Raw genomic sequence first — 21,317 nt, forward strand, 5'->3', positions numbered from 1 at the left:
AAATTATGACCGCGCTGGCGACCCTGCAGGCGAAAAATATTCCTCATGGCGATATCCGCGTGGCCTTCACCCCTGATGAAGAGGTGGGTAAAGGGGCGAAGCATTTCGACGTCGAGGCCTTTGACGCCCGCTGGGCCTATACCGTCGACGGCGGCGGGGTCGGCGAACTGGAGTTTGAAAACTTCAACGCCGCCTCGGTGACGATTAAAATTGTCGGTAATAACGTGCACCCCGGCACCGCGAAAGGGGTGATGGTCAACGCGCTGTCGCTGGCCGCGCGCATTCATGCCGAAGTGCCGGCCGATGAAGCGCCGGAGACCACTGAAGGCTATGAAGGTTTTTATCACCTCACCAGCATGAAAGGCAGCGTCGATCGGGCCGAGATGCATTACATCATCCGCGATTTTGACCGTAAGCACTTCGAGGCGCGCAAGCGCAAGATGATGGAGATCGCCAAAAAGGTCGGCAAGGGACTGCACCCGGACTGTTATATTGAGCTGGTGATCGAGGACAGTTATTACAACATGCATGAGCAGGTGATCGCCCATCCGCACGTGGTCGATATTGCCCGCCAGGCGATGGTGGACTGCGATATTGAACCGCAGATGAAGCCGATCCGCGGCGGCACCGACGGCGCGCAGCTCTCATTTATGGGACTGCCGTGCCCAAACCTGTTTACCGGTGGCTACAACTATCACGGCAAACATGAGTTTGTCACCCTGGAAGGAATGGAGAAAGCGGTGCAGGTGATCGTGCGTATCGCCGAGCTGACGGCGGCACGCAAAGGGCATTAATCTTCTCAGGTGGCCCGGTAAGGCCGTGTGTCGGACAAGATGCCGGATGGCGGCTTCGCCTTANNCGCCGCCGGGCGTTCAACATTAGAGCGGGTCCTGTCTTTATGCCGGATGGCGGCTTCGCCTTATCCGGCCAACGGTTCAGCCGGTGACCACAGAACCCGTAGGCCCGGCAAGCGCAGCGCCGCCGGGCAAAAGCGATAAGGCTAATACTGAGGAGGGAACCTCACATGTCTGATTATCGTCGCAGTTATATCCCTGGCGGCTGCTGGTTCTTCACCGTTAACCTGCAAAATCGGCGCAGCGATCTCCTGACGCGGCATATTGTTCATCTGCGTGCCGCTACAGCGTCTGTTAAAAGCAAAAAACCTTTTCTGATTAACGCCTGGGTGGTTTTACCAGAGCATATGCACTGCATCTGGACCCTGCCTGAGGGGGATACCGATTATTCCGGTCGTTGGCGGGACATTAAAAAAATGTTTACCCGAGCGCTGGCGCAGCGCCATATCTGGCAGCCGCGATTCTGGGAACATGCCATCCGTAATGAAGAAGATTACCGACGGCATATGGATTACGTTTATATCAATCCCGTTAAGCACGGTCATGTCCGTCGGGTGCAGGATTGGCCGTATTCGACCTTTCATCGCGATGTGCGCCGGGGATGGTATCCGCCGGATTGGGCAGGTGAGGTAAGCGAATTTGATGCAGGCGAGAGGCGATAATGCTCGGGTAAGACATTGCCGCCATCGAAACCACAAAGTGCCGGATGGCGGCTTCGCCTTATCCGGCCTACGGTCCAGCCGGTGACCGTGGGACCCGTAGGCCCGGCAAGCGCAGCGCCGCCGGGCGGTGAACAGCAGAGCGGGGGCCTGTCTTTATGCCGGATGGCGGCTTCGCCTTATCCGGCCTACGGTCCAGCCGGTGAGCGCGGAACCCGTAGGCCCGGCAAGCGCAGCGCCGCCGGGCGTTCAACATCAGAGCGGGCTCCTGTCTTCATGCCGGATGGCGGCTTCGCCTTATCCGGCCTACGGTCCAGCCGGTGAGCGCGGAACCCGTAGGCCCGGCAAGCGCAGCGCCGCCGGGCAGGATGATGGCTCAGTCGCCAAAGAACCAATAGCCGCTGTTGACCAGCGCTGCCAGCATGGCGAGGAACGAAGGATCTTCCAGCGCATCGCCAAAATGGTCGGCGCGCAGCGTCAGATGGGTGGCTAAGGCGTCCAGCGCCGGACGGTGCGGGGAGTTGATCTTCTCGCCGTTAACGAATACCTCGCCGTCAATGCGCAGCACCCGCAGGCCGCCCAGGCGTTCCAGGGTATCGCCCTGCTGCAGGGCATCGTAAATCTCATCTGGCTGATACGGCGGCTCCGGCGGCGCGACGTCGAGCTCATGACGCGACTGGGTGATAAACTCGCCGAACCACTGCTTAAAGTGCTCCGGTTGGTTAATCAGACCCAGCATCATCTCGCGCAGGCGGTCGAGTTCGGTCGGTAAAATATCCGCCGGATGGTCGCGGGACGGCACGTCCGGATCGGCGTAGCGCTGGCTGCCCAGTTCGCGCTGGAGGACATAGTCGGCAAAGCCGCTAAACAGCTCGCGGGCATTCGGCGCGCGATAGCCGACCGAATAGTTAAGCGAGTTTTCCAGCGAATAACCCTCATGCGGGAATCCCGGCGGAATATAGAGAATATCGCCAGGCTCCATCTCTTCATCGATGATCGCCTCGAAGGGGTCAACCTGCAGCAGGTCCGGATGCGGGCAGTGCTGTTTCATCGGCACCTTTTCCCCAACGCGCCAGCGCCGACGACCGGTGCCCTGAATGATAAACACATCATACTGATCCAGATGCGGGCCGACGCCGCCTCCCGGCACCGAGAAGGAGATCATCAGGTCGTCGATACGCCAGTCCGGCAGAGCACGGAACGGATGCATCAGCGCTGCGGACGGTTCATGCCAGTGGTTAACCGCCTGCACCAGCAGGGACCAGTTGTTTTCGCTCAGGTGATCGTAGCTTTCGAAAGGACCGTGACTGACCTGCCATTTTCCATCCTGATGGCTGACAAGGCGGCTATCGACCTCGCTCTCCATGGCCAGTCCTGCCAGTTCGTCCGGGCTTAGGGGGTCGATAAAATTGGCGAAGCCGCGCTTCAATACCACCGGCCGTTTTTGCCAGTAGCGTTCGATAAAGTCGGGCCAGTTAAGCGTTAATTGATAATCCATATTGATATTCCACTGCAGGTGTCTGACAGGGATTATAACGGATGCGGCGCCCTGGCGATGCAGGCGCCGTGAAAAATCTCAACGATTAACTCTGTTTATCTTCCATCTGCTGGCGGCCAAACACCACCTCCATGCAGGCGCCGCCGAGCAGGCTTTCCCCGGCGATGATCTCTCCATCATATTGTTCGACAATTTCACGCGCAACGGAGAGCCCTACCCCCTGGCCGGGACGCAGGGTATCAGCCCGCTGGCCGCGGTCGAAAACGGCCCGGCGCTGGCTCTGCGGGATCCCCGGCCCATCGTCTTCCACCAGGATGTGCAGATGGCTGTCGGTGGTCTGGCGCACGGAAACTTCCACGAACTCCAGGCAATACTTACAGGCGTTATCAAGAACGTTACCCATCACTTCCATAAAATCGTTCTGCTCGCCGACAAAAGTGATCTCCGGCGAGATGTCGAGCGAGATATTGACCCCTTTGCGCTGATAGACCTTGTTGAGAGCGGAAGTCAGGCTGTCAAGCAGGGGGGCAATCGGGTGTAATTCCCGGCTCAAGAGGGTGCCGCCGCTGCGCATGCTGGCGCGATGCAGGTAATAACCAATCTGCTGCGAGATGCGGCTTATCTGCTCCAGCATCACCGGCTCCGCCTCGTCGACGCTGATCTTCTCGCCGCGCAGCGAGCGCAGTGTACTCTGCATCACCGCCAGCGGCGTTTTCAGACTGTGAGTGAGATCGGTGAGGGTAGTGCGGTATTTGTCATAGCGTTCGCGCTCACTGCGAACCAGGCGGTTGAGGTTGCTGACCAGCCGGGTCAGCTCGCGAGTGGTGTTGGGATTGAGCTTTTCGCGGTGATGTTCCTCCAGTTCGCGCACCTCTTTGGCCAGCGACTCAATGGGCCGCAGGCTCCACCAGGCGGCGACCCACAGCAGGGGGATCACCAGCAGCAGGTTGGCGGCCAGCACATAGACAAACCAGCTCCACACCATATAGCTGCGCTTGAGCTCCACCGGAATGGTGTCGACCACCACAATGCTGAGCTGAGGCATTTTGCTGGTGGCCGGGTAGAGGTTGATCGCCACCGAGTGGGTCATCTCAGAGTCGTCGCCCTGTTCGCGGATAGCGTCCAGCTGTTCCTGAATCTCATGGTTATTGCGCAACAGCATACTGCTGCTGTCGACATCGGCTTCAATCTCATGGAAGCCATTGCGTTTCAGCCATTCCGGTTGAATGCGTTTCGCCAGCCAGGGAACATCACGCTGCGCCCACAGCAGTTTGCCCTGCTCATCGTAGATAAGGGTCACCGTCGGGCTTTCCATATTCAGGTTTTCCGGGATGTCGACGTCAATAGCGCCGTTTTCCCATCTCGCCAGCATATAAAAGAGATTGCTCTCGCCGCGCAGCAGGCGAAAGGTGGTTTTATCGAAGCTAACGCTATAGCCCACCAGGGCCACCATGCCGTAGGCCAGGGAGAGCACCAGCACCACCCCGGCGGTCGCCAGCAGGAAGCGAACCCGTAATGACAGCGGGAAGATATGCCGCAACAGTCCCTTCATCAGCGCAGTTCGAACAGATAGCCCTGGCCGCGCACCGTGGTGATGACGTCCTGTGGGTATTCAGCCTGAATTTTCTTGCGCAGCCGACCCATCAGCACGTCGATGGTGTGGCTTTCTCGCAGTTCGGCATCCGGGTAAAGCTGGAGCATCAGCGAATCTTTGCTGACCACTTTGCCGCGGTTACGGATCAGGGTTTCCATAATGGTGTATTCAAAGGCGGTCAGCTTGATCGGCTGGTCATTCACCGACAGCTCGCGCCGGGAGAGGTCGACCTGGAACGGCGGCAGGGAGATCACCTGCGAGGCCAGGCCGCTGTTACGGCGCAGCAGCGCCTGCATGCGGGCGGCAACCTCTTCAATATGGAAAGGCTTGGTGACGTAATCATCCGCCCCGGCGCTCAGCACTTCCACTTTATCCTGCCATCCTTCGCGGGCGGTCAGCACCAGCACCGGCAGCGACACGTCGTGGCTGCGCCAGCGGCGGATCAGTGATAAACCGTCTTCATCCGGCAGGCCGAGATCGACGATGGCGATATCCGGGAGATGTTCGCCCAGATAGTAGTCCGCTTCCCTGGCATCTTCCGCCGCATCGACCTGATGGCCCAGCTCCTGCAGCTGAACTTTGAGGTGGTGACGCAGCAGGGCATTATCCTCAACCACGAGTACGCGCATGGCTGTTCTCCCTAGCATTTTCGATAGTAGTCTGACGCTCATTATATACGCAAAATATAAACGGCTGTTAAATAAAGCTTTTTATAAAAAGGGCCCCTGGTGCCCCGGGCTGGCCAGCATTCGGCGGCGCCCTTTGCGCATACTGCATGGAACTCCTTCATTCTATGCGTAATTTCAGTAAACGCCCAGCGGCAGGATGCGAACGGCGAGCGGGTTGGTGATGTTAATTTTTTGTGTAATAGTGCTGGAATCACCCCTCAAGAACGTCGCAGGTTATCCATTATGTCTCAGCAGCAGAGCGCGGACTGGGTCAGGCTGGCGCAATCGCCCAGCCGGACGGAACGCATCGAAGCCTTCTTCGGCGGCCACGGCTATGAGCCGCACCGGCATGATACCTACGCCATCGGCCAGACGATCGCCGGCGTGCAGAGCTTTCACTATCGCGGCGGACTCCAGCACAGCCTGCCCGGCGGAACGATGGTGCTTCATCCGGACGAAATACACGATGGCGAGGCGGGCACCGAGGCGGGGTTTCACTACCGCATGGTTTATATCGAACCGGCGCTGTTCCAGAAGATACTCGGCGGCAGGCCACTACCGTTTATCCCCGACGGCTTGTCGGCGGATCCACGGCTACGTCGCGCCGCGCAGCCGCTGTTGAAAGCGGTCACGGATACCTTCGAGCCGCTGGAGGAAGAGGATGCTCTGTACGACCTGGCGCAGACCCTGGCCGTTGTCGGCGGCCAACGTTCCCGTCGCCAGGCGTTTGATTATCAGGCGGCGGAGAGGGCCCGGGAGTATATTCATGCCTGTTTTATGCAGGATATGACCCTCGACACCCTGTCGCAGGTCAGCGGCCGGGACCGCTGGAGCCTGAGCCGGGATTTCAGAACGCTGTACGGCACCAGCCCGTGGCGTTACGTCATGATGCGTCGGCTCGATTTTTGCCGCCAGCGGATGCGCGCCGGGGAACGTCTGGTGGATATTGCCGCCGACGCGGGCTTTGCCGACCAGAGCCACATGACGCGCCAGTTTATCAGCCGCTTTGGTCTCTCTCCGGGCCGCTGGCTGCGGGCGATCCGCGGCTAGCGCGGTTCAGGTTGCACAATCGTTCAAGCGTGACCGCGGCGAGGCGAACTATGCTGACTGCCTTACCACAAGGAGACAGCCCATGTATCAACTCGTTAATCTTGCTCATAAATTTTCCCTGTTCAGCGAACAATGGCAGCCCAAAGTGGTGGCTGAAATGAACGACTATCAGTTCAAGGTCGTGCGCATCGCCGGCGACTTTATCTGGCACAGCCACCCGGAAACCGATGAGACATTGATGGTGGTGGAGGGGGTATTGCGCGTGGACTTCCGCGACGGGCATGTGCTGGTGAAGGCCGGGGAGATGATCGTCGTGCCGCGCGGGGTGGAACATAAGACCTCGGCGGAGACGGAAGCGAAGCTGATGCTGATTGAGCCGCGCGGGGTGTTGAATACCGGCCACGAAGGCGGCGAGCGGACGGCGGTGAACGACGTTTGGATCTGATCGCTTTCCGGCGATAAAACGCCCCTCTTTCCGGCGGAAAGAGGGGCAGGGCGATTACTTCAGCTCGTCAACCATGGTGGTTGCCCGACCGATATAGTTGGCCGGGGTCATCGCTTTGAGACGCACTTTTTCCTCTTCCGGCAGGGCGAGGCTGTCAATAAACTGCTTCATCCCTTCCGCGTCCACGCGTTTGCCGCGGGTCAGCTCTTTCAGCTTCTCGTACGGTTTTTCGATACCGTAACGACGCATCACGGTCTGGATCGGCTCAGCCAGTACTTCCCAGTTGTGATCCAGTTCGTCCAGCAGGCGATCCTGGTTCAGCTCCAGCTTGCTGATCCCTTTGAGGGTGGACTGATAGGCGATCAGCGCATAGCCGATGCCCACGCCGAGGTTACGCAGAACGGTGGAGTCGGTCAGGTCGCGCTGCCAGCGGGAAACCGGCAGTTTGCTGGCCAGGTGCTGCATGACCGCATTGGCCAGGCCGAGATTGCCTTCGGAGTTTTCGAAGTCAATTGGGTTCACCTTGTGCGGCATGGTGGAGGAGCCGATTTCCCCGGCGATGGTCTTCTGTTTGAAGTGGTTGAGCGCGATATAGCCCCACACGTCGCGATCGAAGTCGATCAGAATGGTGTTGAAGCGCGCGATGCAGTCAAACAGCTCAGCGATATAGTCATGCGGCTCGATCTGCGTGGTGTACGGGTTCCACTGAATACCCAGCGAGGTAACGAACTCTTCGCTGAACTGATGCCAGTCGACTTCCGGGTAGGCGGCGATGTGGGCGTTGTAGTTACCCACCGCGCCGTTGATTTTACCGAGGATTTCCACCTGGTTCAGCTGACGATACTGCCGCTCCATACGGTAGGCGACGTTCGCCATCTCTTTACCCATGGTGGACGGCGTTGCCGGCTGGCCGTGGGTACGGGAGAGCAGCGGCACATCGCGGTACTGGGTCGCCAGATCTTTTACCGCGTCAATCAGTTTGCGCCAGTAAGGCAGAACCACTTCGTCGCGGGCGGTTTTCAGCATCAGCGCGTGGGAGAGGTTATTGATGTCTTCAGACGTACAGGCGAAGTGAATAAACTCTGATACCGCGTGCAGCTCGGCGACGTCAGCGACTTTCTCTTTCAGGAAATACTCTACCGCTTTCACGTCGTGGTTAGTGGTGCGCTCGATGGTTTTGATGCGCTCCGCGTCTTCAACGCTGAAATCGGCGACGATTTTATCAAGGAAACCGTTTGCGTCGGCAGCAAAAGCAGGAACTTCCTTGATCGCTGCGTGGGCGGCCAGTTTTTGCAGCCAACGTACTTCCACCTGAACGCGGAATTTCAGCAAACCGAATTCGCTGAAGATACCGCGCAGCGCGCTGACTTTATCGCCGTAGCGGCCGTCTACAGGGGAAACGGCGGTCAGTGAGGATAATTCCATAGATCACAACTCCGGGGTTAAATGAGCAAGAATTTGCTTTGCCTGGTTAACCAGACGATTACGGGAAAACATAAGCTGCAGACGTCCGCCGCCCACCTGATGCCAGAGCACCGCGGCGCGAATACCCGCCAGCAGCGCTGAGCGAACTTTCGCCTGCACCTGCGGGCTTTGCAGCACGGCAGGGGAGCCGGTCACCTGAATACGCGGCCCCAGCGGGCTTATCACATCGACATAGATGCCCGCCATGGCGCTGAGCAGCGTTTCGGACTGCAGGTCAAAGTGTTCCAGCTGACGGTGCAGGCCGGCGATGCGGTTGCCGAGCGTGTCCATCGCCCCTTTACTGGCGGCGAGCTTGCGCTCCAGCACCATCAGGCTCAGGGTATAGCGGGTGAGTTCCGCATTGAGGCCCTGACGGCTGCTGGTATTGAGCACCCCGAGCAGCGTTTCAAGGCCGAGGCGAAGATTGGCTTCACTGCCACCGAACACCGCCAGCGTCGACTCAGGATCGAGGTCGATGATGCTGTTCAGCGACACATGCAGGGCATCGCTGTCGCAATGTCCCTGATGCGCCAGTTGCTGAACCAGTCGCGCCGCCTGGCAAACGCCAGCCAGCGCCAGGGTGATGTCATAGTAATTCTTCGCCACACATACTCCTTGTCAGCCGCCAGGGCGGTTCGTCCCGGCGGAAATAACGCGCGTTCAGGACTGCAGAGGCAGTCGTTGTTCAATAATTCCGCCGCCGAGGCACACTTCCCCTAAATAGAACACTGCGGACTGGCCCGGGGTCACCGCCGCGACCGGCTCATCGAAGCGGACTTCGATACGGTCTTCATCCAGCGCGGTAACGGTGCAGGGGATATCGGTCTGGCGATAGCGGGTTTTCACCGTGCAGCGCAGGGTGCCCTGCAGCGGTTCACGGTTTACCCAGTGCAGCTGTTGGGCAATCAGACCGACGGACATCAGGCGCGGGTGGTCATGGCCCTGGGCGACGATAAGAATATTATTCTCAACGTCTTTATCGACCACGTACCATGGATCTTCGCTACCCTCTTTGGTGCCGCCGATACCCAGCCCTTTACGCTGGCCCAGGGTGTGGTACATCAGCCCTTGATGGGTACCGATCTCCTCGCCGTCGACGGTGAGGATTTTGCCCGGCTGCGCCGGCAGATAGCGGCCAAGGAAATCGCGGAATTTACGCTCGCCGATAAAGCAGATGCCGGTGGAATCTTTTTTCTTCGCGGTGATCAGATCCAGCTCTTCGGCGATCTTACGCACCTGCGGTTTTTCCAGCTCACCCACCGGGAACAGGCTCTGGGCAATCTGCTCGTGGCTAAGGGTGTAGAGGAAGTAGCTCTGATCTTTGTTGCCGTCGAGGCCGCGCAGCAGCTGGCTTTTACCGTCGACATCGGCGCGGCGCACATAGTGCCCGGTGGCGATGTAGTCGGCGCCGAGGTCTTCGGCAGCAAACTCGAGGAAGGCTTTAAATTTGATCTCTTTATTGCACAGAATATCCGGGTTCGGCGTGCGGCCGGCTTTGTACTCTTCCAGGAAGAGCTCAAAGACGTTATCCCAATATTCGGCGGCAAAGTTAACGGTGTGCAGTTCAATGCCCAGCTTATCGCAGACCGCTTGCGCATCGGCAAGGTCGGCGGCGGCGGTGCAGTATTCCTCGCCGTCGTCTTCCTCCCAGTTCTTCATGAACAGGCCTTCCACCTTATACCCTTGCTGCAGCAGCAGGTACGCGGAGACCGAGGAGTCGACGCCGCCGGACATGCCGACGATCACTTTTTTCTGGCTTTCTGACATGGAAATACTCGCTACATTGAACTTCGAGGCGGCGTATTCTAGCACGCGCTCACCGTTCATTCACCCCCTGTGAACGGCCAGTTAAATGCGCCAATCAGCGACAGCGGCTGCCGCGGGTCCTGCAGGTAGCAGCGAATGCTTTCGGCAACCAGCGGCGAGCGCAGGTTCGGCGCGTTAAGAATTTCCTCAGCACTGAGCCACAGGCAGCGATCGATATCGCTGTCGTGCGGTTCAGTGGCGCACAGATCGCTAAGTTCGATGGCGAACAGGAAGCGCAGAAACGGGGTGTTATCGGGAGCCAGCCACTGATGCATGCGGATGAAGTGCTGCGGCGTGGCGCGAATGCCGGTCTCTTCCCACAGTTCACGTTCGGCGGCCTGCAGCAGCGTTTCATTGGCCTCGAGATGGCCCGCCGGCTGGTTCCACAGCGCTTTGCCGTTAATGGTTTCTTCGACGATGAGAAATTTATCCTGGGCGTGAACCACGCAGGCAACGGTGACATGAGGTTTAAACATCGCTTTTCCTTTTCAGTTATTCGGCTTTGCGCCAGTCGCCGTTGGCCAGTCCGTCGAGGGTATAGCCGCCCATGGCGTAGCGGATCAGCCGCAGGGTGGGGAAGCCGACGTGGGCGGTCATCCGGCGCACCTGGCGGTTGCGTCCCTCGTANNCCCTCGTAGAGCGTGATTTTCAACCAGCGGGTGGGAATCGATTTGCGCTCACGAATCGGCGGGTTGCGCGGCCACAGCCAGACGGGCTCCTCGACAAGTTCTACGCCGGCAGGCAGGGTGGGGCCGTCGTTAAGGGTGACGCCGTCGCGCAAGGCGGTCAGCGCCTCGGGCGTGGGTTCGCCTTCCACCTGAACATAGTAGATCTTGCCGGTGCGCTTACCCGGCTGGGTCAGCTTCGCCTGCAGCGCGCCGTCGTTGGTCAGCACCAGCAGGCCTTCGCTGTCGCGATCGAGCCGACCTGCGGCGTAAACGCCCGCCACCGGAATAAAATCTTTCAGCGTGCTGCGCCCGGCTTCATCGGTAAATTGCGGCAACACATCATAGGGTTTATTGAACAAGATCACAGTTTTTGGCTGGCGTTCTTTACGTTGTCTGGTGACTTGTTGTGTGCTGAATCGCTCAACGCGATGTTTTCTAAATGAAGTTTTCTGCATGGTATTTTCAGGCTTTATCAATTGCCGCATTATAGCCTAATTACGAATGCCTTTCATGGACGCAAACATTCAGGTAGTATTGACATGCTCATTACAAATTATTAACAAAAAATTGCTCAAACCGATTCGCACTACAGGCAGGAAGGCGACACGGACGCGATAGCTCCGGTTAGCGGGAAGACCCGGTACGCCGAAGCTGGCCGACTCAGCCAACACCAGGCTCGCGTGAAGAGGGAAGAGCAGAACCAGAAGCGCTCGAAGGAGAGGTTAATGGAAAGCAAAGTAGTAGTTCCGGCGGAAGGTCAAAAAATCACCCTGCAAAACGGCAAACTGAACGTCCCTCACAATCCGATTATCCCGTTTATTGAAGGTGACGGTATCGGCGTTGACGTTACCCCAGCGATGCTGAAAGTGGTTGATGCCGCCGTTGAGAAAGCCTATAAGGGCGAGCGTAAAATTTCCTGGATGGAAGTTTACACCGGTGAGAAATCAACCCACGTCTATGGCCAGGACGTCTGGCTGCCAGCTGAAACCCTCGATCTGATTCGTGACTACCGCGTTGCTATCAAAGGTCCTCTGACCACCCCAGTCGGCGGCGGCATTCGTTCTCTGAACGTGGCGCTGCGCCAGGAGCTGGACCTCTACGTCTGCCTGCGTCCGGTACGTTACTACCAGGGCACCCCGAGCCCGGTTAAACACCCGGAACTGACCGACATGGTTATCTTCCGTGAAAACTCAGAAGATATCTATGCGGGTATCGAGTGGAAAGCCGACTCTGCGGAAGCAGACAAAGTGATCAAATTCCTGCGCGATGAGATGGGTGTGAAGAAAATTCGCTTCCCGGAACATTGCGGCATCGGCATCAAGCCGTGCTCTGAAGAAGGCACCAAACGCCTGGTGCGCGCCGCGATTGAATACGCGATCACCAACGATCGTGATTCCGTCACTCTGGTGCACAAAGGCAACATCATGAAGTTCACCGAAGGCGCGTTCAAAGACTGGGGCTACCAGCTGGCTCGCGAAGAGTTCGGCGGCGAGCTGATCGACGGCGGTCCGTGGGTGAAAATCAAGAACCCGAACACCGGCAAAGAGATCGTGGTGAAAGACGTGATCGCCGATGCGTTCCTGCAGCAGATCCTGCTGCGTCCGGCGGAATACGACGTTATCGCCTGTATGAACCTGAACGGCGACTATATCTCTGACGCCCTGGCGGCGCAGGTTGGCGGTATCGGTATCGCCCCGGGCGCCAACATCGGTGACGAGTGCGCGCTGTTCGAAGCGACTCACGGTACTGCGCCGAAGTATGCCGGCCAGGACAAAGTGAACCCGGGCTCCATCATCCTGTCCGCAGAGATGATGCTGCGCCACATGCAGTGGTTCGAAGCCGCAGACCTGATCGTCAAAGGCATGGAAGGTGCTATCGCCGCCAAGACCGTGACCTATGACTTTGAACGTCTGATGGAAGGCGCTAAACTGCTGAAATGTTCAGAGTTTGGCGACGCGATTATCGCGAACATGTAATCTGGCCCCCAGATTATGTCAGAACGGGAACCTGGTGGTTCCCGTTTTTATTATTAGTTTTCGAACGGTTATCAAAATTTTATCAAAACAAGTTATCAAAACCCCTCCCGAAAAACCTCATAAGGCCACCGTTGTCCACCCCTTCCCACGATCATCATGGTACCTATCCGTTTGTTGTTGAGTTTTATGTCCAAGTAAATCTTTCGTGTTTATACCTTGGGCTTTATATAACCGCTCGGAAAGCGATCTTTGTTCATGGAAAGTTGCCGGTGTACCTTGTCCCCAGTCAATATCTGCACTGTCTCTTGCCTTGCTGAAATTCATGGTCAGTGTTCTGGGTTTCACCTGTGCTCCTCGCTCAGCCTGTGAGGTGGTTCTAAAGAAATGAACCAAATAAGGGCTTACTGCATAATCCCGGCAACGACTGATTACATCTCGGAGGCTCCAGTTGATTGCGTTGCAACGCAGAGCTAATGGTATAGCGATTTTGCTTCCGGTTTTCTCTTGCTCAACGTGTAGATGATCGTCCCAGATGTCCGAGAATTTCATACGGGATATATCACCTAGTCGCTGTCCTGTTACTATGGCTAAAAGCATGGCGTTCCCCATGTATTTGTGATTTTCATCGGCTATATCAAAAATCTTTTGCCATTCCTCAAGAGTGAGGCGCTGGCGAGTGATCTTTCTACGAGGTTGTTTAGTTGCTAGTGCAGGGTTATAACCAGGAGGTACTTCTCCCGCATGCTGAGCTTCTTTAAAAACATCTATTAGGACAGAGCGAATGACCTGAGCCATTCTGGGTTGTCCCTCCGCTAAATATTCATCAAGAATTTGCGCAACATCTCGAACATTGACAGCGGATATTAATTTCATTCCTACCCGTTCCTTAAGCAGAGATACTGGTTTTGCTTTTTGTTTGATAGTGTTTTCTTTAATATCTCCGGACTTCAATCTTTCCTGCTGAATCTTCCAGTAACGTTCAAGCCAGGTGTTAGTTGATATTGATTTTCCTGAGCTGGTGGAAATTCTGTCAGTGATTGCCATTATCTGGCGGGTTTGTTGTTCCGCCAGTCTTTTATTTGCTTCAATAGCTATTGCCGTGGCCTCTGCTTCGTCTGTTCCTAGACTATGAAACTTACCAGTTATCGGGTGCTTATAACGCCAATATACTTTATTAACCTTTCTGCTGAAGAGCGGGTATAAATTTGGAATAGATATATTATTTTTACGTGGTCTGGCAGCCATCGTTCAAAATCCTCTGCAAAAGAACAGGGTCGCTTTTCTTTACTACAGGAGTGGTCAATGTACCGACCAACTCAGCATCCTCCCTGACGCGCCAGAATCGACCTTCTTTTTTGGCTGGGGGAGAAAACATATTCTGTTTAGCATAATTCCTGAGAGTGGAAACACTTGGAGGATTGCTTCTGTATTTCTCGTTTGCCCACTCTTCAAGGGTTAACATCTGGAGCATATGTTTTACCTCATCATGGCCCATTGCTGGGCCAGTATCTGAAAATACAAAATCAGTTTTGCATCAATTTTTGCAGCACCTGATTGCCGGCAATTATTCGCTGCCAGATCGCTGATACATAGCGGGCCTGATGAATAGCATCAGCGAGGGCATTGTGACGAGACCCTTCAAACGGGATCGTTGTTTTGGGGTCGAAGCTAATGGCTTGGCCGAGCTCTACCATTGTTCGTACGTCCCGATCGTTCCAGTATTCCCACGGATAATCTTCAGCAATGCAATCGTAAGAAGAACGCAGAATAGAGTTGTCGAATGACGCACCGTTACCCCATACCTGCGCCTTTTTGCTCCCACCAGCGACATTATCAGAAACAAATTCTCTGAACTGGAGTAATGCATCCTGCAACGGGATAGCATCATCATTTACGATCGCAGAGCGTGCTTCGGAGGACTGCTTAAGCCACCAGATAACAGTAGATGGATCGATTACGGCGCCCCAGTTCACGGAGGATTCAAGGCATACGACTTTATAGAAACTTTCTCCAATAGAGCCGGTTGCCGGGTCAAAAACAACCGCACCAATAGCGACGATAGGGGCGTTATGTTTTTTACCCATGGTTTCCAGATCAACCATAACGTGAACATAATCAATTGGCTGATCTTCCTCCTTATTATGATGACCGGATTCAATATCTACAGAATCCGTTTGATGAACAACTTCATCTGTTTTTTCTTTTTGGTTAACCTTGCCCGTAACGTCAACAAGACCTTCAATGGAAAATACTCCGTCCCCAATTTTTGAAACTTCAGGCTGCCTGGTCTTGGTAAGGTCTTCGGTTACCCACATCGGATCCGTAGGGTCGCTAACCCCTTCAACATATTCGCCGCGCTCGGCGGCCAGAACCTGATTAGCGTCCGGACGTTGCTTTTGAGCCTCTTTTACCAGTTCGGCACCAACTGCTTTAATGTCGGAGGAGAGTGTTTCCAGTTTTGCGCTGCTATCCTCTCCGGCGATTACTTGGTTTGTTGCATCCAGTGTGACTGCAGCAGATGGAATATGTCCCGCCTTGGTAAGCGTCTCAGCGCTCGGGGTATCATGCTTATGTTCAGTCAGATTCGCGTTGATGTAGCCACGCAACCGATCTGGAAAAGGAGTTATTCCACTGGATGCTTCCCTGATCAGTGCAAAAATCGCTGCACGGGAATAATCAAGGATGCCTGGTGTGCTCCGTAATGCTGCAGACCATTCTTTAAATGGACTTTCTTTCTTCTGTACTATTTCCTTCGCGCGGCGGTGGACTGATGCCGGAAAATTATAGATGTCAAAATCCATAGGCATCGTTGCAAGAGCGATCTCTATATCCAGAGTATCCAGCGAATGCTGATAATCCGGATTGCGGTCAGTTTTGTTACCGCCGCCAGCATTGGCGCCGGCATCGGTTTTGTTTATTGAGGTGATATAGTTTCCAGCAGCCCATTCCTTTGTAAGGATCCCGCGGTCAATGTGCGACGTTTCAAGCCACAATTTGGCGAACTGAATTTGCTTGCCGAGCTCATGGCGTTTCCCCACAGGAAATACGCTCTTAAATGCACTGGTAAATTTCCACAGGCCAGGCATATCATATTTTTTAAGCTCCGGAATATTTTCTGCCGTCAGCAGCAGATTCTGCACACCGTGATTATCCGTATCCATTTCCATCGCTGAAAGGCGGTTACGATGAGGAATGCTAATGTGATACACGTGACGCTCGTCGGCCATATACTGGGCAAGCAGCTGCGTGCGGAATGACATTTCCGCCAGGTTGAAGAGTGCTTCTTCATTGTTCGAATAGTCCTCTTCATCGCTATTTGCAGGAGAGACATCGTTTTCTGGTTTACTGGAGGGCTGTGGTTCAGCAGCCGCTGGCGCAACGATTTTTTGCCATGTCAGCCCGTCTTCACCACCAAGCTCGTAGCGATCGCACCAGGTGTCATCCAGTACACCTTCTTCCGGTAAGTCATCAACGATGAGCCAGTTGGTGCGGATCGGCAGCTGATGGCTGGCGCCGCGGCCAACGTTAATTTCAGCGTCTTCCAGGATGTCCAGGATTTTGCGCTCGGCGCGAGAATCGGATTTAGCAGAGAACCAGCAGAAGAGACTTTTCGCTTCGTTTGCTTTTGCCTTCGCTTTAATCAGATACGGGTAGTTGTTCATTGCGTTTGGGCTCCTTTGGATTGTAAGATACCCGGCAGCTGATGGCAGCCGCCCTGGTGGTGGTCATTGGTCAAAACTCGATTCCGGAAAGCTTTGGTCGGCTGACCGGGTACTTAACCCGCCTTGCGCGGGTTTTGTGCTTTATGGGGCTGGCGAATCGGCCCGCAGCAGCTGTGATACGCGAACGTCGTCAAGCGCTCGCAGGATAGGCTCAAAAGTTTTATGGGCTGGCAGTTTAGATACCGCAGTGATCACTTCTGTAACGGTGATGTCATCGCCGCGGGGGCTATAACCACCACCTGGGCCACGCTGTGAAATTACCAGGTTACCCGCCCGCAGCTTTTTGAAGATCTGCTCAAGGTATGAAGTAGACAGCTTTGACTCTTTACTGATGGCCGTCAGTGAAACGGGCGAGCCGTCATAGAGCTTATTCAAAGTGGCGGCGGCCTGGACAGATGCCAGAACGCGTTTCATTCCAAATTCCATAATCACTTCTCCGGCCGTAACGGCCATTGGTCAAAACTCGATTCAAAAACTCGCTGCAGGCTGTTGGTCGTCAGCCATGTTTTGTGCATTTCGGTAGGGGAGGCACTGGCCCTGTACTTTTTGTTCATCGGCGTTGCTGTTGCAACTGGCCTCTGATGGATAAACACCGATCAGAACATCAGAGCATTCACCAGTGAGAGCACAAACGCTGATGACAAGGGCAAACAGGGTATTCATGCCTCAGCCTCAGGGTTTCCTTTCTGCGCCAGCAAGTAACACAGCTGGCGTAGTCTCACCTCGAACCAGTTCAGGCGGGTCGCCTGGTTCCCGGTAGGTACTCGGGCAAAATCCTTCATAGTTATCTCCAGTTAACTCAGTATTAGGATGTGGTTTTGCAATGCGGCGCCGGGTGCCTCCCGGTGACGGCAGCCAGTTAACAACTACCGCCGACAACTTTTTCCCCACAACGTGTGAATAACCGCCATGTTTACTTTTTTAACTGTGTCGCGTGCGCATAGCCGCATTCACCGCATTGCAAACCCTGATTTTTTATTTTCACTACTTCGACGCGCTTCGTCGGTGGTGTCGTGACGCTGATCTTCACGATTGAGCTTTTTCACCCTGCAATTCACCACCACGAAGCGCGCAGGATTTCCATTACATTTCAAAAGAGGCGCAGTCTGCCGGCTTACCTGAAAGCGCCGCGGTAAACTCGCTGAAACTCAGCGCCTCCTCACCTTCAGAGAGGCTTTCAAAATAGTCTTCATATGCTTTATCCATACTCATTTCTTTCCCTTAAGGCCGGGCAGCCGAACGTTGAACCTGCTGCGATTGATATTGCTGTCATCTCATCCGGTGTTTCGTATGCCGCCGGCAGCTACTTCGTGGGCTTCCTGCCTCGATGACTTGCTGCGATGGAATGATTAAAGCATTGGTTTATGTTTGATGTCAACATTGGATTTATACAGATGCAAACTTTTGCTTTAATCGAGACAGGGGAGCTGTTGGAGTGATTGAGGCTGCGCGGCAGGCAAAAAAAAACCGGCATTTGCCGGTTTCATGGGGTGAGATCAGAGATGTTAGTTAGTGTCGCTAGCCTTAAATCGACCACGGAGATATTTCTCAACATAATCATCGATTTCTTTTAGGCGGACTTCAAACGTATCAATCATTCTCTCTTGTTCAGCCTCAGGTAACTGCCTAAACAGACGTAACATTTTGCTCTCATTTGGCTTGAGGCCTGAATCTTCAGATACTTTCTCTCCAAGCAACCAAGTTACAGACACATTGGCAGCTTCCGCGAGGGCAATTGCGGACTTTTTACTGATTACTCCTTTCTTAAACCACCCATTCACCGCTTGAGGTGTAACTCCAGCAATGCGAGCCATATCCGCCTTGCTGATCCCTCTTTGAGTAATTTCTTCCAAACGAGCAATCAGTTGGTTGTTGAGTTCTTCAGTGTTTTTCATAAGCCCATTGTAAAGGTTTAGTTTATAGTCACAATAAATTAAAAATTTGCATTGAATATAAACCTATGCTTTATTATGCCTAACTTAACGAGGAGATAGATATGACAGCCCTTGATAACGCAATTCGAGTAGCTGGCTCAGCCAATAAATTAGCATCAACGCTTGGAGTAAGCGGCATGGCAGTAAGTCAGTGGAAAACAAAAGGTATTGTGCCTTCATCGCGAGTTTTACAGGTTTTTAATGCAACGGGCGTTACGCCTCATGAATTACGTCCTGATCTATATCCGAATCCGACGGATGGAATACCTAAGGAGTGACCATGCAAACCACCTCTTTTGAAAATCATACTCCGGTGATGAGTATGCAACTGAAAACGGAAAATCAGTATTTGCCCCGTCGGCGTGACGGCAAGAAATGCCGAGCCATTTTGGCCGCCGTTCAGGAATGGGAGTCCTCATTACCTGGGCGTGCGCAAGACCACGTCGCGCAGCTGGTGGCCGAACAGTGGGAGAAACAAAACGGGCGCGGTATCAGCGTCAATAAACAAAATCTGTATCGCTACCTGAAAAACGAGGGCGGTTCAGAGAAGTACACCAGTTATGTCATCCAGCTTTCGGCGGCGATCGCTGATGCAATGCCGATAGAGATCGCGCGCAAACATGGCCTAAAACATGGCTTAACTGAAACTGAGCTGGTGGCCAATGCAATCAAAGAATGCAGCGAAGCGCACCAGGCCAAGTTACTTGGCGCACCTCTGCAGAAACTAGAGCGTGAAATACGGGAAGCTGCAATTGCACTTTTTAACATGCTCCCTGCAGATGCGGCGGGACCACTACTGGCGAGCATCAGCGCCGTAGCGCCGCAATTTTTTTAATCGAGTTTTGACAATGACCACCAGCACCAGCTGGTTAATAAGAGGTTTCAGATGGCCCGCATCAGAACAGTTAAACCTGAATTCTGGACAGATGAGAAGGTGGTGGAATGTTCAATTCCAGCGCGTCTCCTGTTTATCGGGTTGTTCAACTTCGCCAACGATATGGGATGCCTTGAGCGTTCGCCAAAACGGTTGAAGATGCAAATCTTCCCTGCGGACGCGCTCGATTGCGAACCACTAATACAGGAACTGATTACTCATGGATTACTCACTGAGTATTCAGTGAATGATGTCTGCTATTTGCAGATTAAAGGTTTCCTTAAGCATCAAAAAATAAACAGGCCTTCGGCCTCAAAAATACCTCTTCCGCCAGAATTCACTGAGTCTAAGGCAGGAAAGGAAGAAAAGAGAGCTCCTAATCAAGGAGGGCTCAGTGAGGACTCAGTGAATCCTCATGGAGGACTCACTGACGGAAAAGGAAGGGAAGGGAAGGGAAAAGGATCAAACCCCACTCTCTATGCGCAGGAGAGAAATTTTCCCCAGCAACCTCAGTATCTGCCTGGAGTGGATATTCCGATCGGGAAATTCGCCATGCACGACCTTTGGCTGCCGTCACAGGACTGGCCGCGACTGGCTGCTACCTGGGGTATAGCGCTTCCCGAACCGGCATACCTGCCGACAGAGCTGGCAGAGTTCACCGCGTACTGGAAATCCGAGGGGAAAGTGTTCACTCAGATTCAGTGGGAGCAGAAATTTGCCCGCAGCGTGATAAGTGCCAGAGCCAAATCTAAACCGCAACCAGCAACCGGAGGTAAAGACCATGCAGGAATTCAACCAGTTAACACCGCATCCCGGGCAGTTCAGGAAATTCAGGCAGCCAGAGAACGCTGGGAAAAGCAAAACGGACTTGCTGGCGGCGGATACGGCATGGCGGCTATGGACAGTCATGGGGGAAATATTTTCGAACCGGTGGACCCAGAAGAACGGGGCGGCGCCCTCGGATATGTGGATTGCCCAGATCGGATCGATGAGTGAAGCCCAGATTACCCTGGTCTGCAGTCAGTGCATGGAGCGCTGCGCCGCGGGTAACACATGGCCACCGGATCTGGCTGAATTCGTTGCTCTGGTATCTGCCAGCGGTGCTAACCCGTTCAATCTGACATCCGAATCTATAATGGCGGAATACAAGCGCTGGAGGAATGAGTCTTACCGATACTCGGGCAGCGACAAATACCCATGGAAACAGGATGTTCTCTATCACATTTGCATTGAGATGCGCAGAACCGGAGTTGAGAGGAACCTGACGGAGGGAGAGCTGAAAAAACTGGCAGAAAACTTACTCACGAAATGGACCAAACACCTGGCTAACGGGTTTTCGATTCCGCCAATTCGTCAGCAGTTGGCAGCACCGAGACATCCAGCAGGACCGACGCCAGCGCAGATTCTGATGGAAGAGTACAAACGCCGCAAGGCGGCAGGTTTAACCAAGTAAACGAGTTTTGACCATGACCAAACAATCAAAAACCAAAGTAACCAAAGCGCAGATGGTGCTTGCCATCGTTAGCCGGACGCCAGAATGCGTCCTGCAGGATGTCTGCGATGCGCTGGACTTGCAAGCCAGTACGGCAGGTAACTTGCTGCGGCAGCTCCATGCCGCGGGAAAACTCCATCGTACCCATAACGGTTGCCAGTATGTCTACCGAGTTGTTGCAGGCGTTGAGGTTCCCGATGTTGCCCTGCCGCAGGCTGTAACACAATTATCTGAAGAGGATGTGAAAAAAATCCAGGACGCACTGGCCCTGGCGAAGACGCTGGAAGACAAAAAGCTGTGGCGCCGGGCTGCGACTGTTTACACATCGATGCTTGGGATGACTACAACAGCAAACGAACTCTGGTTGCTTGCCAAAATGCGCAACCGCTGCCTGCGCAATGCGACGAGGTGCTGATTATGCCTAAAATGGAATCAACAGCATCTGGTACGGGATGTCAAAGCTAAGTTCAAATATTCCGGGATGAGGCAAAGCTGAGATGTCCGCTGAGTGCCAGGAGCAGACATTAAGGAAATTGTGATATTTTGAGTGATGACAAGCCGTTTCCACTCAATTTTTAATTCTCAACACGCCCACTGCTGCAACTCCAGAAAA

At 54.4% G+C, this 21,317-nt stretch carries 24 protein-coding genes and 1 pseudogene; 10 read left to right on the forward strand and 15 right to left on the reverse strand.

Annotated features, from left to right (window positions below; genetic code table 11):
* Together pepT and KHQ28_RS12320 are read left to right on the forward strand one after the other, a co-directional pair.
* The coding region (pepT, locus tag KHQ28_RS12315) for a peptidase T (RefSeq protein ID WP_211777611.1) at positions 1 to 794 on the forward strand (794 nt) is incomplete at its 5' end.
* A 230-nt stretch (positions 795 to 1,024) separates the two neighbouring features.
* Positions 1,025 to 1,516: a transposase gene (locus tag KHQ28_RS12320; RefSeq protein WP_016529718.1), complete on the forward strand. Its 492-nt coding sequence runs from the start codon at positions 1,025 to 1,027 to the stop codon at positions 1,514 to 1,516.
* Positions 1,517 to 1,889: 373 nt separating this feature from the next.
* Here the strand turns inward: KHQ28_RS12320 and KHQ28_RS12325 are convergent, their stop codons facing one another.
* The 3 genes from KHQ28_RS12325 to phoP form a co-directional block, all read right to left on the reverse strand.
* Entirely contained in the window at positions 1,890 to 3,011 is a 1,122-nt protein-coding gene (locus tag KHQ28_RS12325) for a cupin domain-containing protein (RefSeq protein ID WP_004176560.1), read from the reverse strand.
* An 85-nt stretch (positions 3,012 to 3,096) separates the two neighbouring features.
* Positions 3,097 to 4,563 carry a two-component system sensor histidine kinase PhoQ gene (gene phoQ, locus KHQ28_RS12330; protein ID WP_004147969.1) on the reverse strand — a complete coding sequence of 489 codons (1,467 nt, stop codon included), beginning with the start codon at positions 4,561 to 4,563 and terminating at the stop codon, positions 3,097 to 3,099.
* Entirely contained in the window at positions 4,563 to 5,234 is a 672-nt protein-coding gene (gene phoP, locus KHQ28_RS12335; protein ID WP_004150807.1) for a two-component system response regulator PhoP, read from the reverse strand. Before phoP ends, phoQ begins: the two co-directional genes overlap by 1 nt.
* Before the next feature lie 282 nt (positions 5,235 to 5,516).
* Between phoP and KHQ28_RS12340 the strand changes: the two genes are divergently transcribed.
* Together KHQ28_RS12340 and KHQ28_RS12345 are read left to right on the forward strand one after the other, a co-directional pair.
* A complete protein-coding gene (locus KHQ28_RS12340; protein ID WP_032419089.1) occupies positions 5,517 to 6,323 on the forward strand; it encodes an AraC family transcriptional regulator in 807 nt (268 codons plus the stop codon).
* Positions 6,324 to 6,405: 82 nt separating this feature from the next.
* Positions 6,406 to 6,768 carry a cupin domain-containing protein gene (locus KHQ28_RS12345; protein ID WP_015958193.1) on the forward strand — a complete coding sequence of 121 codons (363 nt, stop codon included), beginning with the start codon at positions 6,406 to 6,408 and terminating at the stop codon, positions 6,766 to 6,768.
* A gap of 54 nt (positions 6,769 to 6,822) precedes the next feature.
* On the opposite strand, the gene purB is transcribed toward KHQ28_RS12345, so the two are convergent.
* The 5 genes and pseudogenes from purB to rluE all read right to left on the reverse strand — a co-directional run bounded on the left by purB (position 6,823) and on the right by rluE (position 11,191).
* Positions 6,823 to 8,193 (reverse strand): adenylosuccinate lyase, encoded by a 1,371-nt coding sequence (purB, locus tag KHQ28_RS12350; protein ID WP_004176557.1) that lies wholly within the window; start codon positions 8,191 to 8,193, stop codon positions 6,823 to 6,825.
* A 3-nt stretch (positions 8,194 to 8,196) separates the two neighbouring features.
* Positions 8,197 to 8,838, reverse strand: a complete 642-nt coding sequence (gene hflD, locus KHQ28_RS12355; RefSeq protein WP_004140557.1) for a high frequency lysogenization protein HflD — start codon at positions 8,836 to 8,838, stop codon at positions 8,197 to 8,199.
* Positions 8,839 to 8,892: 54 nt separating this feature from the next.
* Complete coding sequence (gene mnmA / locus KHQ28_RS12360; RefSeq protein ID WP_004150803.1) at positions 8,893 to 9,999, reverse strand: tRNA 2-thiouridine(34) synthase MnmA; 1,107 nt, start codon at positions 9,997 to 9,999, stop codon at positions 8,893 to 8,895.
* A gap of 56 nt (positions 10,000 to 10,055) precedes the next feature.
* Complete coding sequence (locus KHQ28_RS12365; RefSeq protein ID WP_004150802.1) at positions 10,056 to 10,514, reverse strand: NUDIX hydrolase; 459 nt, start codon at positions 10,512 to 10,514, stop codon at positions 10,056 to 10,058.
* 16 nt (positions 10,515 to 10,530) lie between these two features.
* Positions 10,531 to 11,191, reverse strand: a pseudogene (rluE, locus tag KHQ28_RS12370) (23S rRNA pseudouridine(2457) synthase RluE).
* Positions 11,192 to 11,431: 240 nt separating this feature from the next.
* On the opposite strand from rluE, the gene icd reads away from it, so the two are divergent.
* Positions 11,432 to 12,682 (forward strand): NADP-dependent isocitrate dehydrogenase, encoded by a 1,251-nt coding sequence (icd, locus tag KHQ28_RS12375; RefSeq protein ID WP_004150800.1) that lies wholly within the window; start codon positions 11,432 to 11,434, stop codon positions 12,680 to 12,682.
* 117 nt (positions 12,683 to 12,799) lie between these two features.
* Here the strand turns inward: icd and KHQ28_RS12380 are convergent, their stop codons facing one another.
* The 7 genes from KHQ28_RS12380 to KHQ28_RS12405 all read right to left on the reverse strand — a co-directional run bounded on the left by KHQ28_RS12380 (position 12,800) and on the right by KHQ28_RS12405 (position 18,299).
* A complete protein-coding gene (locus KHQ28_RS12380; RefSeq protein ID WP_014228877.1) occupies positions 12,800 to 13,927 on the reverse strand; it encodes a site-specific integrase in 1,128 nt (375 codons plus the stop codon).
* Positions 13,908 to 14,153 (reverse strand): excisionase, encoded by a 246-nt coding sequence (locus KHQ28_RS12385; protein ID WP_012542206.1) that lies wholly within the window; start codon positions 14,151 to 14,153, stop codon positions 13,908 to 13,910. Before KHQ28_RS12385 ends, KHQ28_RS12380 begins: the two co-directional genes overlap by 20 nt.
* 52 nt (positions 14,154 to 14,205) lie before the next feature.
* Complete coding sequence (locus KHQ28_RS12390) at positions 14,206 to 16,344, reverse strand: exonuclease (RefSeq protein ID WP_055314469.1); 2,139 nt, start codon at positions 16,342 to 16,344, stop codon at positions 14,206 to 14,208.
* 141 nt (positions 16,345 to 16,485) lie between these two features.
* Positions 16,486 to 16,830, reverse strand: a complete 345-nt coding sequence (locus KHQ28_RS12395) for an Rrf2 family transcriptional regulator (RefSeq protein ID WP_021462580.1) — start codon at positions 16,828 to 16,830, stop codon at positions 16,486 to 16,488.
* Between the two features lie 42 nt (positions 16,831 to 16,872).
* Positions 16,873 to 17,067, reverse strand: a complete 195-nt coding sequence (locus tag KHQ28_RS12400; protein ID WP_021462581.1) for a DUF1482 family protein — start codon at positions 17,065 to 17,067, stop codon at positions 16,873 to 16,875.
* 420 nt (positions 17,068 to 17,487) lie between these two features.
* Positions 17,488 to 17,610, reverse strand: coding sequence for a hypothetical protein (locus KHQ28_RS29490; RefSeq protein ID WP_255071544.1), 123 nt, complete (start codon positions 17,608 to 17,610; stop codon positions 17,488 to 17,490).
* 299 nt (positions 17,611 to 17,909) lie between these two features.
* Positions 17,910 to 18,299, reverse strand: coding sequence for a helix-turn-helix domain-containing protein (locus KHQ28_RS12405; protein WP_012542200.1), 390 nt, complete (start codon positions 18,297 to 18,299; stop codon positions 17,910 to 17,912).
* A gap of 101 nt (positions 18,300 to 18,400) precedes the next feature.
* Between KHQ28_RS12405 and KHQ28_RS12410 the strand changes: the two genes are divergently transcribed.
* From KHQ28_RS12410 to KHQ28_RS12430, 5 genes are read left to right on the forward strand one after another with little or no spacing between them, the layout of a single operon-like run.
* A complete protein-coding gene (locus KHQ28_RS12410) occupies positions 18,401 to 18,616 on the forward strand; it encodes a Cro/CI family transcriptional regulator (RefSeq protein ID WP_012542199.1) in 216 nt (71 codons plus the stop codon).
* Positions 18,617 to 18,618: 2 nt separating this feature from the next.
* Positions 18,619 to 19,173, forward strand: coding sequence for a toxin YdaT family protein (locus KHQ28_RS12415; RefSeq protein WP_014907826.1), 555 nt, complete (start codon positions 18,619 to 18,621; stop codon positions 19,171 to 19,173).
* A 51-nt stretch (positions 19,174 to 19,224) separates the two neighbouring features.
* Entirely contained in the window at positions 19,225 to 20,208 is a 984-nt protein-coding gene (locus KHQ28_RS12420) for a DnaT-like ssDNA-binding domain-containing protein (RefSeq protein WP_040240595.1), read from the forward strand.
* A complete protein-coding gene (locus KHQ28_RS12425) occupies positions 20,120 to 20,665 on the forward strand; it encodes a replication protein P (protein ID WP_223178526.1) in 546 nt (181 codons plus the stop codon). Before KHQ28_RS12420 ends, KHQ28_RS12425 begins: the two co-directional genes overlap by 89 nt.
* 13 nt (positions 20,666 to 20,678) lie before the next feature.
* A complete protein-coding gene (locus KHQ28_RS12430; RefSeq protein ID WP_048276838.1) occupies positions 20,679 to 21,119 on the forward strand; it encodes a PerC family transcriptional regulator in 441 nt (146 codons plus the stop codon).
* Positions 21,120 to 21,317: the final 198 nt, after the last annotated feature.

This window comes from Klebsiella sp. 28 (assembly GCF_018223905.1).
GTDB classification, from domain to species: Bacteria; Pseudomonadota; Gammaproteobacteria; order Enterobacterales; family Enterobacteriaceae; genus Klebsiella; species Klebsiella pneumoniae.

What these genes read in the sequence shown, in the direction of transcription:
- KHQ28_RS12395 (WP_021462580.1), bottom strand. Translation starts at nt 16,830, where the DNA reads ATGGAATTTGGAATGAAACGCGTTCTGGCATCTGTCCAGGCCGCCGCC.
- KHQ28_RS12325 (WP_004176560.1), bottom strand. Translation starts at nt 3,011, where the DNA reads ATGGATTATCAATTAACGCTTAACTGGCCCGACTTTATCGAACGCTAC.
- KHQ28_RS12400 (WP_021462581.1), bottom strand. Translation starts at nt 17,067, where the DNA reads ATGAATACCCTGTTTGCCCTTGTCATCAGCGTTTGTGCTCTCACTGGT.
- KHQ28_RS12320 (WP_016529718.1), top strand. Translation starts at nt 1,025, where the DNA reads ATGTCTGATTATCGTCGCAGTTATATCCCTGGCGGCTGCTGGTTCTTC.
- KHQ28_RS12380 (WP_014228877.1), bottom strand. Translation starts at nt 13,927, where the DNA reads ATGGCTGCCAGACCACGTAAAAATAATATATCTATTCCAAATTTATAC.
- KHQ28_RS12385 (WP_012542206.1), bottom strand. Translation starts at nt 14,153, where the DNA reads ATGCTCCAGATGTTAACCCTTGAAGAGTGGGCAAACGAGAAATACAGA.
- KHQ28_RS12425 (WP_223178526.1), top strand. Translation starts at nt 20,120, where the DNA reads ATGGGGGAAATATTTTCGAACCGGTGGACCCAGAAGAACGGGGCGGCG.
- KHQ28_RS12430 (WP_048276838.1), top strand. Translation starts at nt 20,679, where the DNA reads ATGACCAAACAATCAAAAACCAAAGTAACCAAAGCGCAGATGGTGCTT.
- KHQ28_RS29490 (WP_255071544.1), bottom strand. Translation starts at nt 17,610, where the DNA reads ATGGATAAAGCATATGAAGACTATTTTGAAAGCCTCTCTGAAGGTGAG.
- KHQ28_RS12340 (WP_032419089.1), top strand. Translation starts at nt 5,517, where the DNA reads ATGTCTCAGCAGCAGAGCGCGGACTGGGTCAGGCTGGCGCAATCGCCC.
- KHQ28_RS12390 (WP_055314469.1), bottom strand. Translation starts at nt 16,344, where the DNA reads ATGAACAACTACCCGTATCTGATTAAAGCGAAGGCAAAAGCAAACGAA.
- purB (WP_004176557.1), bottom strand. Translation starts at nt 8,193, where the DNA reads ATGGAATTATCCTCACTGACCGCCGTTTCCCCTGTAGACGGCCGCTAC.
- KHQ28_RS12345 (WP_015958193.1), top strand. Translation starts at nt 6,406, where the DNA reads ATGTATCAACTCGTTAATCTTGCTCATAAATTTTCCCTGTTCAGCGAA.
- KHQ28_RS12420 (WP_040240595.1), top strand. Translation starts at nt 19,225, where the DNA reads ATGGCCCGCATCAGAACAGTTAAACCTGAATTCTGGACAGATGAGAAG.
- KHQ28_RS12365 (WP_004150802.1), bottom strand. Translation starts at nt 10,514, where the DNA reads ATGTTTAAACCTCATGTCACCGTTGCCTGCGTGGTTCACGCCCAGGAT.
- KHQ28_RS12410 (WP_012542199.1), top strand. Translation starts at nt 18,401, where the DNA reads ATGACAGCCCTTGATAACGCAATTCGAGTAGCTGGCTCAGCCAATAAA.
- phoQ (WP_004147969.1), bottom strand. Translation starts at nt 4,563, where the DNA reads ATGAAGGGACTGTTGCGGCATATCTTCCCGCTGTCATTACGGGTTCGC.
- KHQ28_RS12405 (WP_012542200.1), bottom strand. Translation starts at nt 18,299, where the DNA reads ATGAAAAACACTGAAGAACTCAACAACCAACTGATTGCTCGTTTGGAA.
- mnmA (WP_004150803.1), bottom strand. Translation starts at nt 9,999, where the DNA reads ATGTCAGAAAGCCAGAAAAAAGTGATCGTCGGCATGTCCGGCGGCGTC.
- icd (WP_004150800.1), top strand. Translation starts at nt 11,432, where the DNA reads ATGGAAAGCAAAGTAGTAGTTCCGGCGGAAGGTCAAAAAATCACCCTG.
- phoP (WP_004150807.1), bottom strand. Translation starts at nt 5,234, where the DNA reads ATGCGCGTACTCGTGGTTGAGGATAATGCCCTGCTGCGTCACCACCTC.
- KHQ28_RS12415 (WP_014907826.1), top strand. Translation starts at nt 18,619, where the DNA reads ATGCAAACCACCTCTTTTGAAAATCATACTCCGGTGATGAGTATGCAA.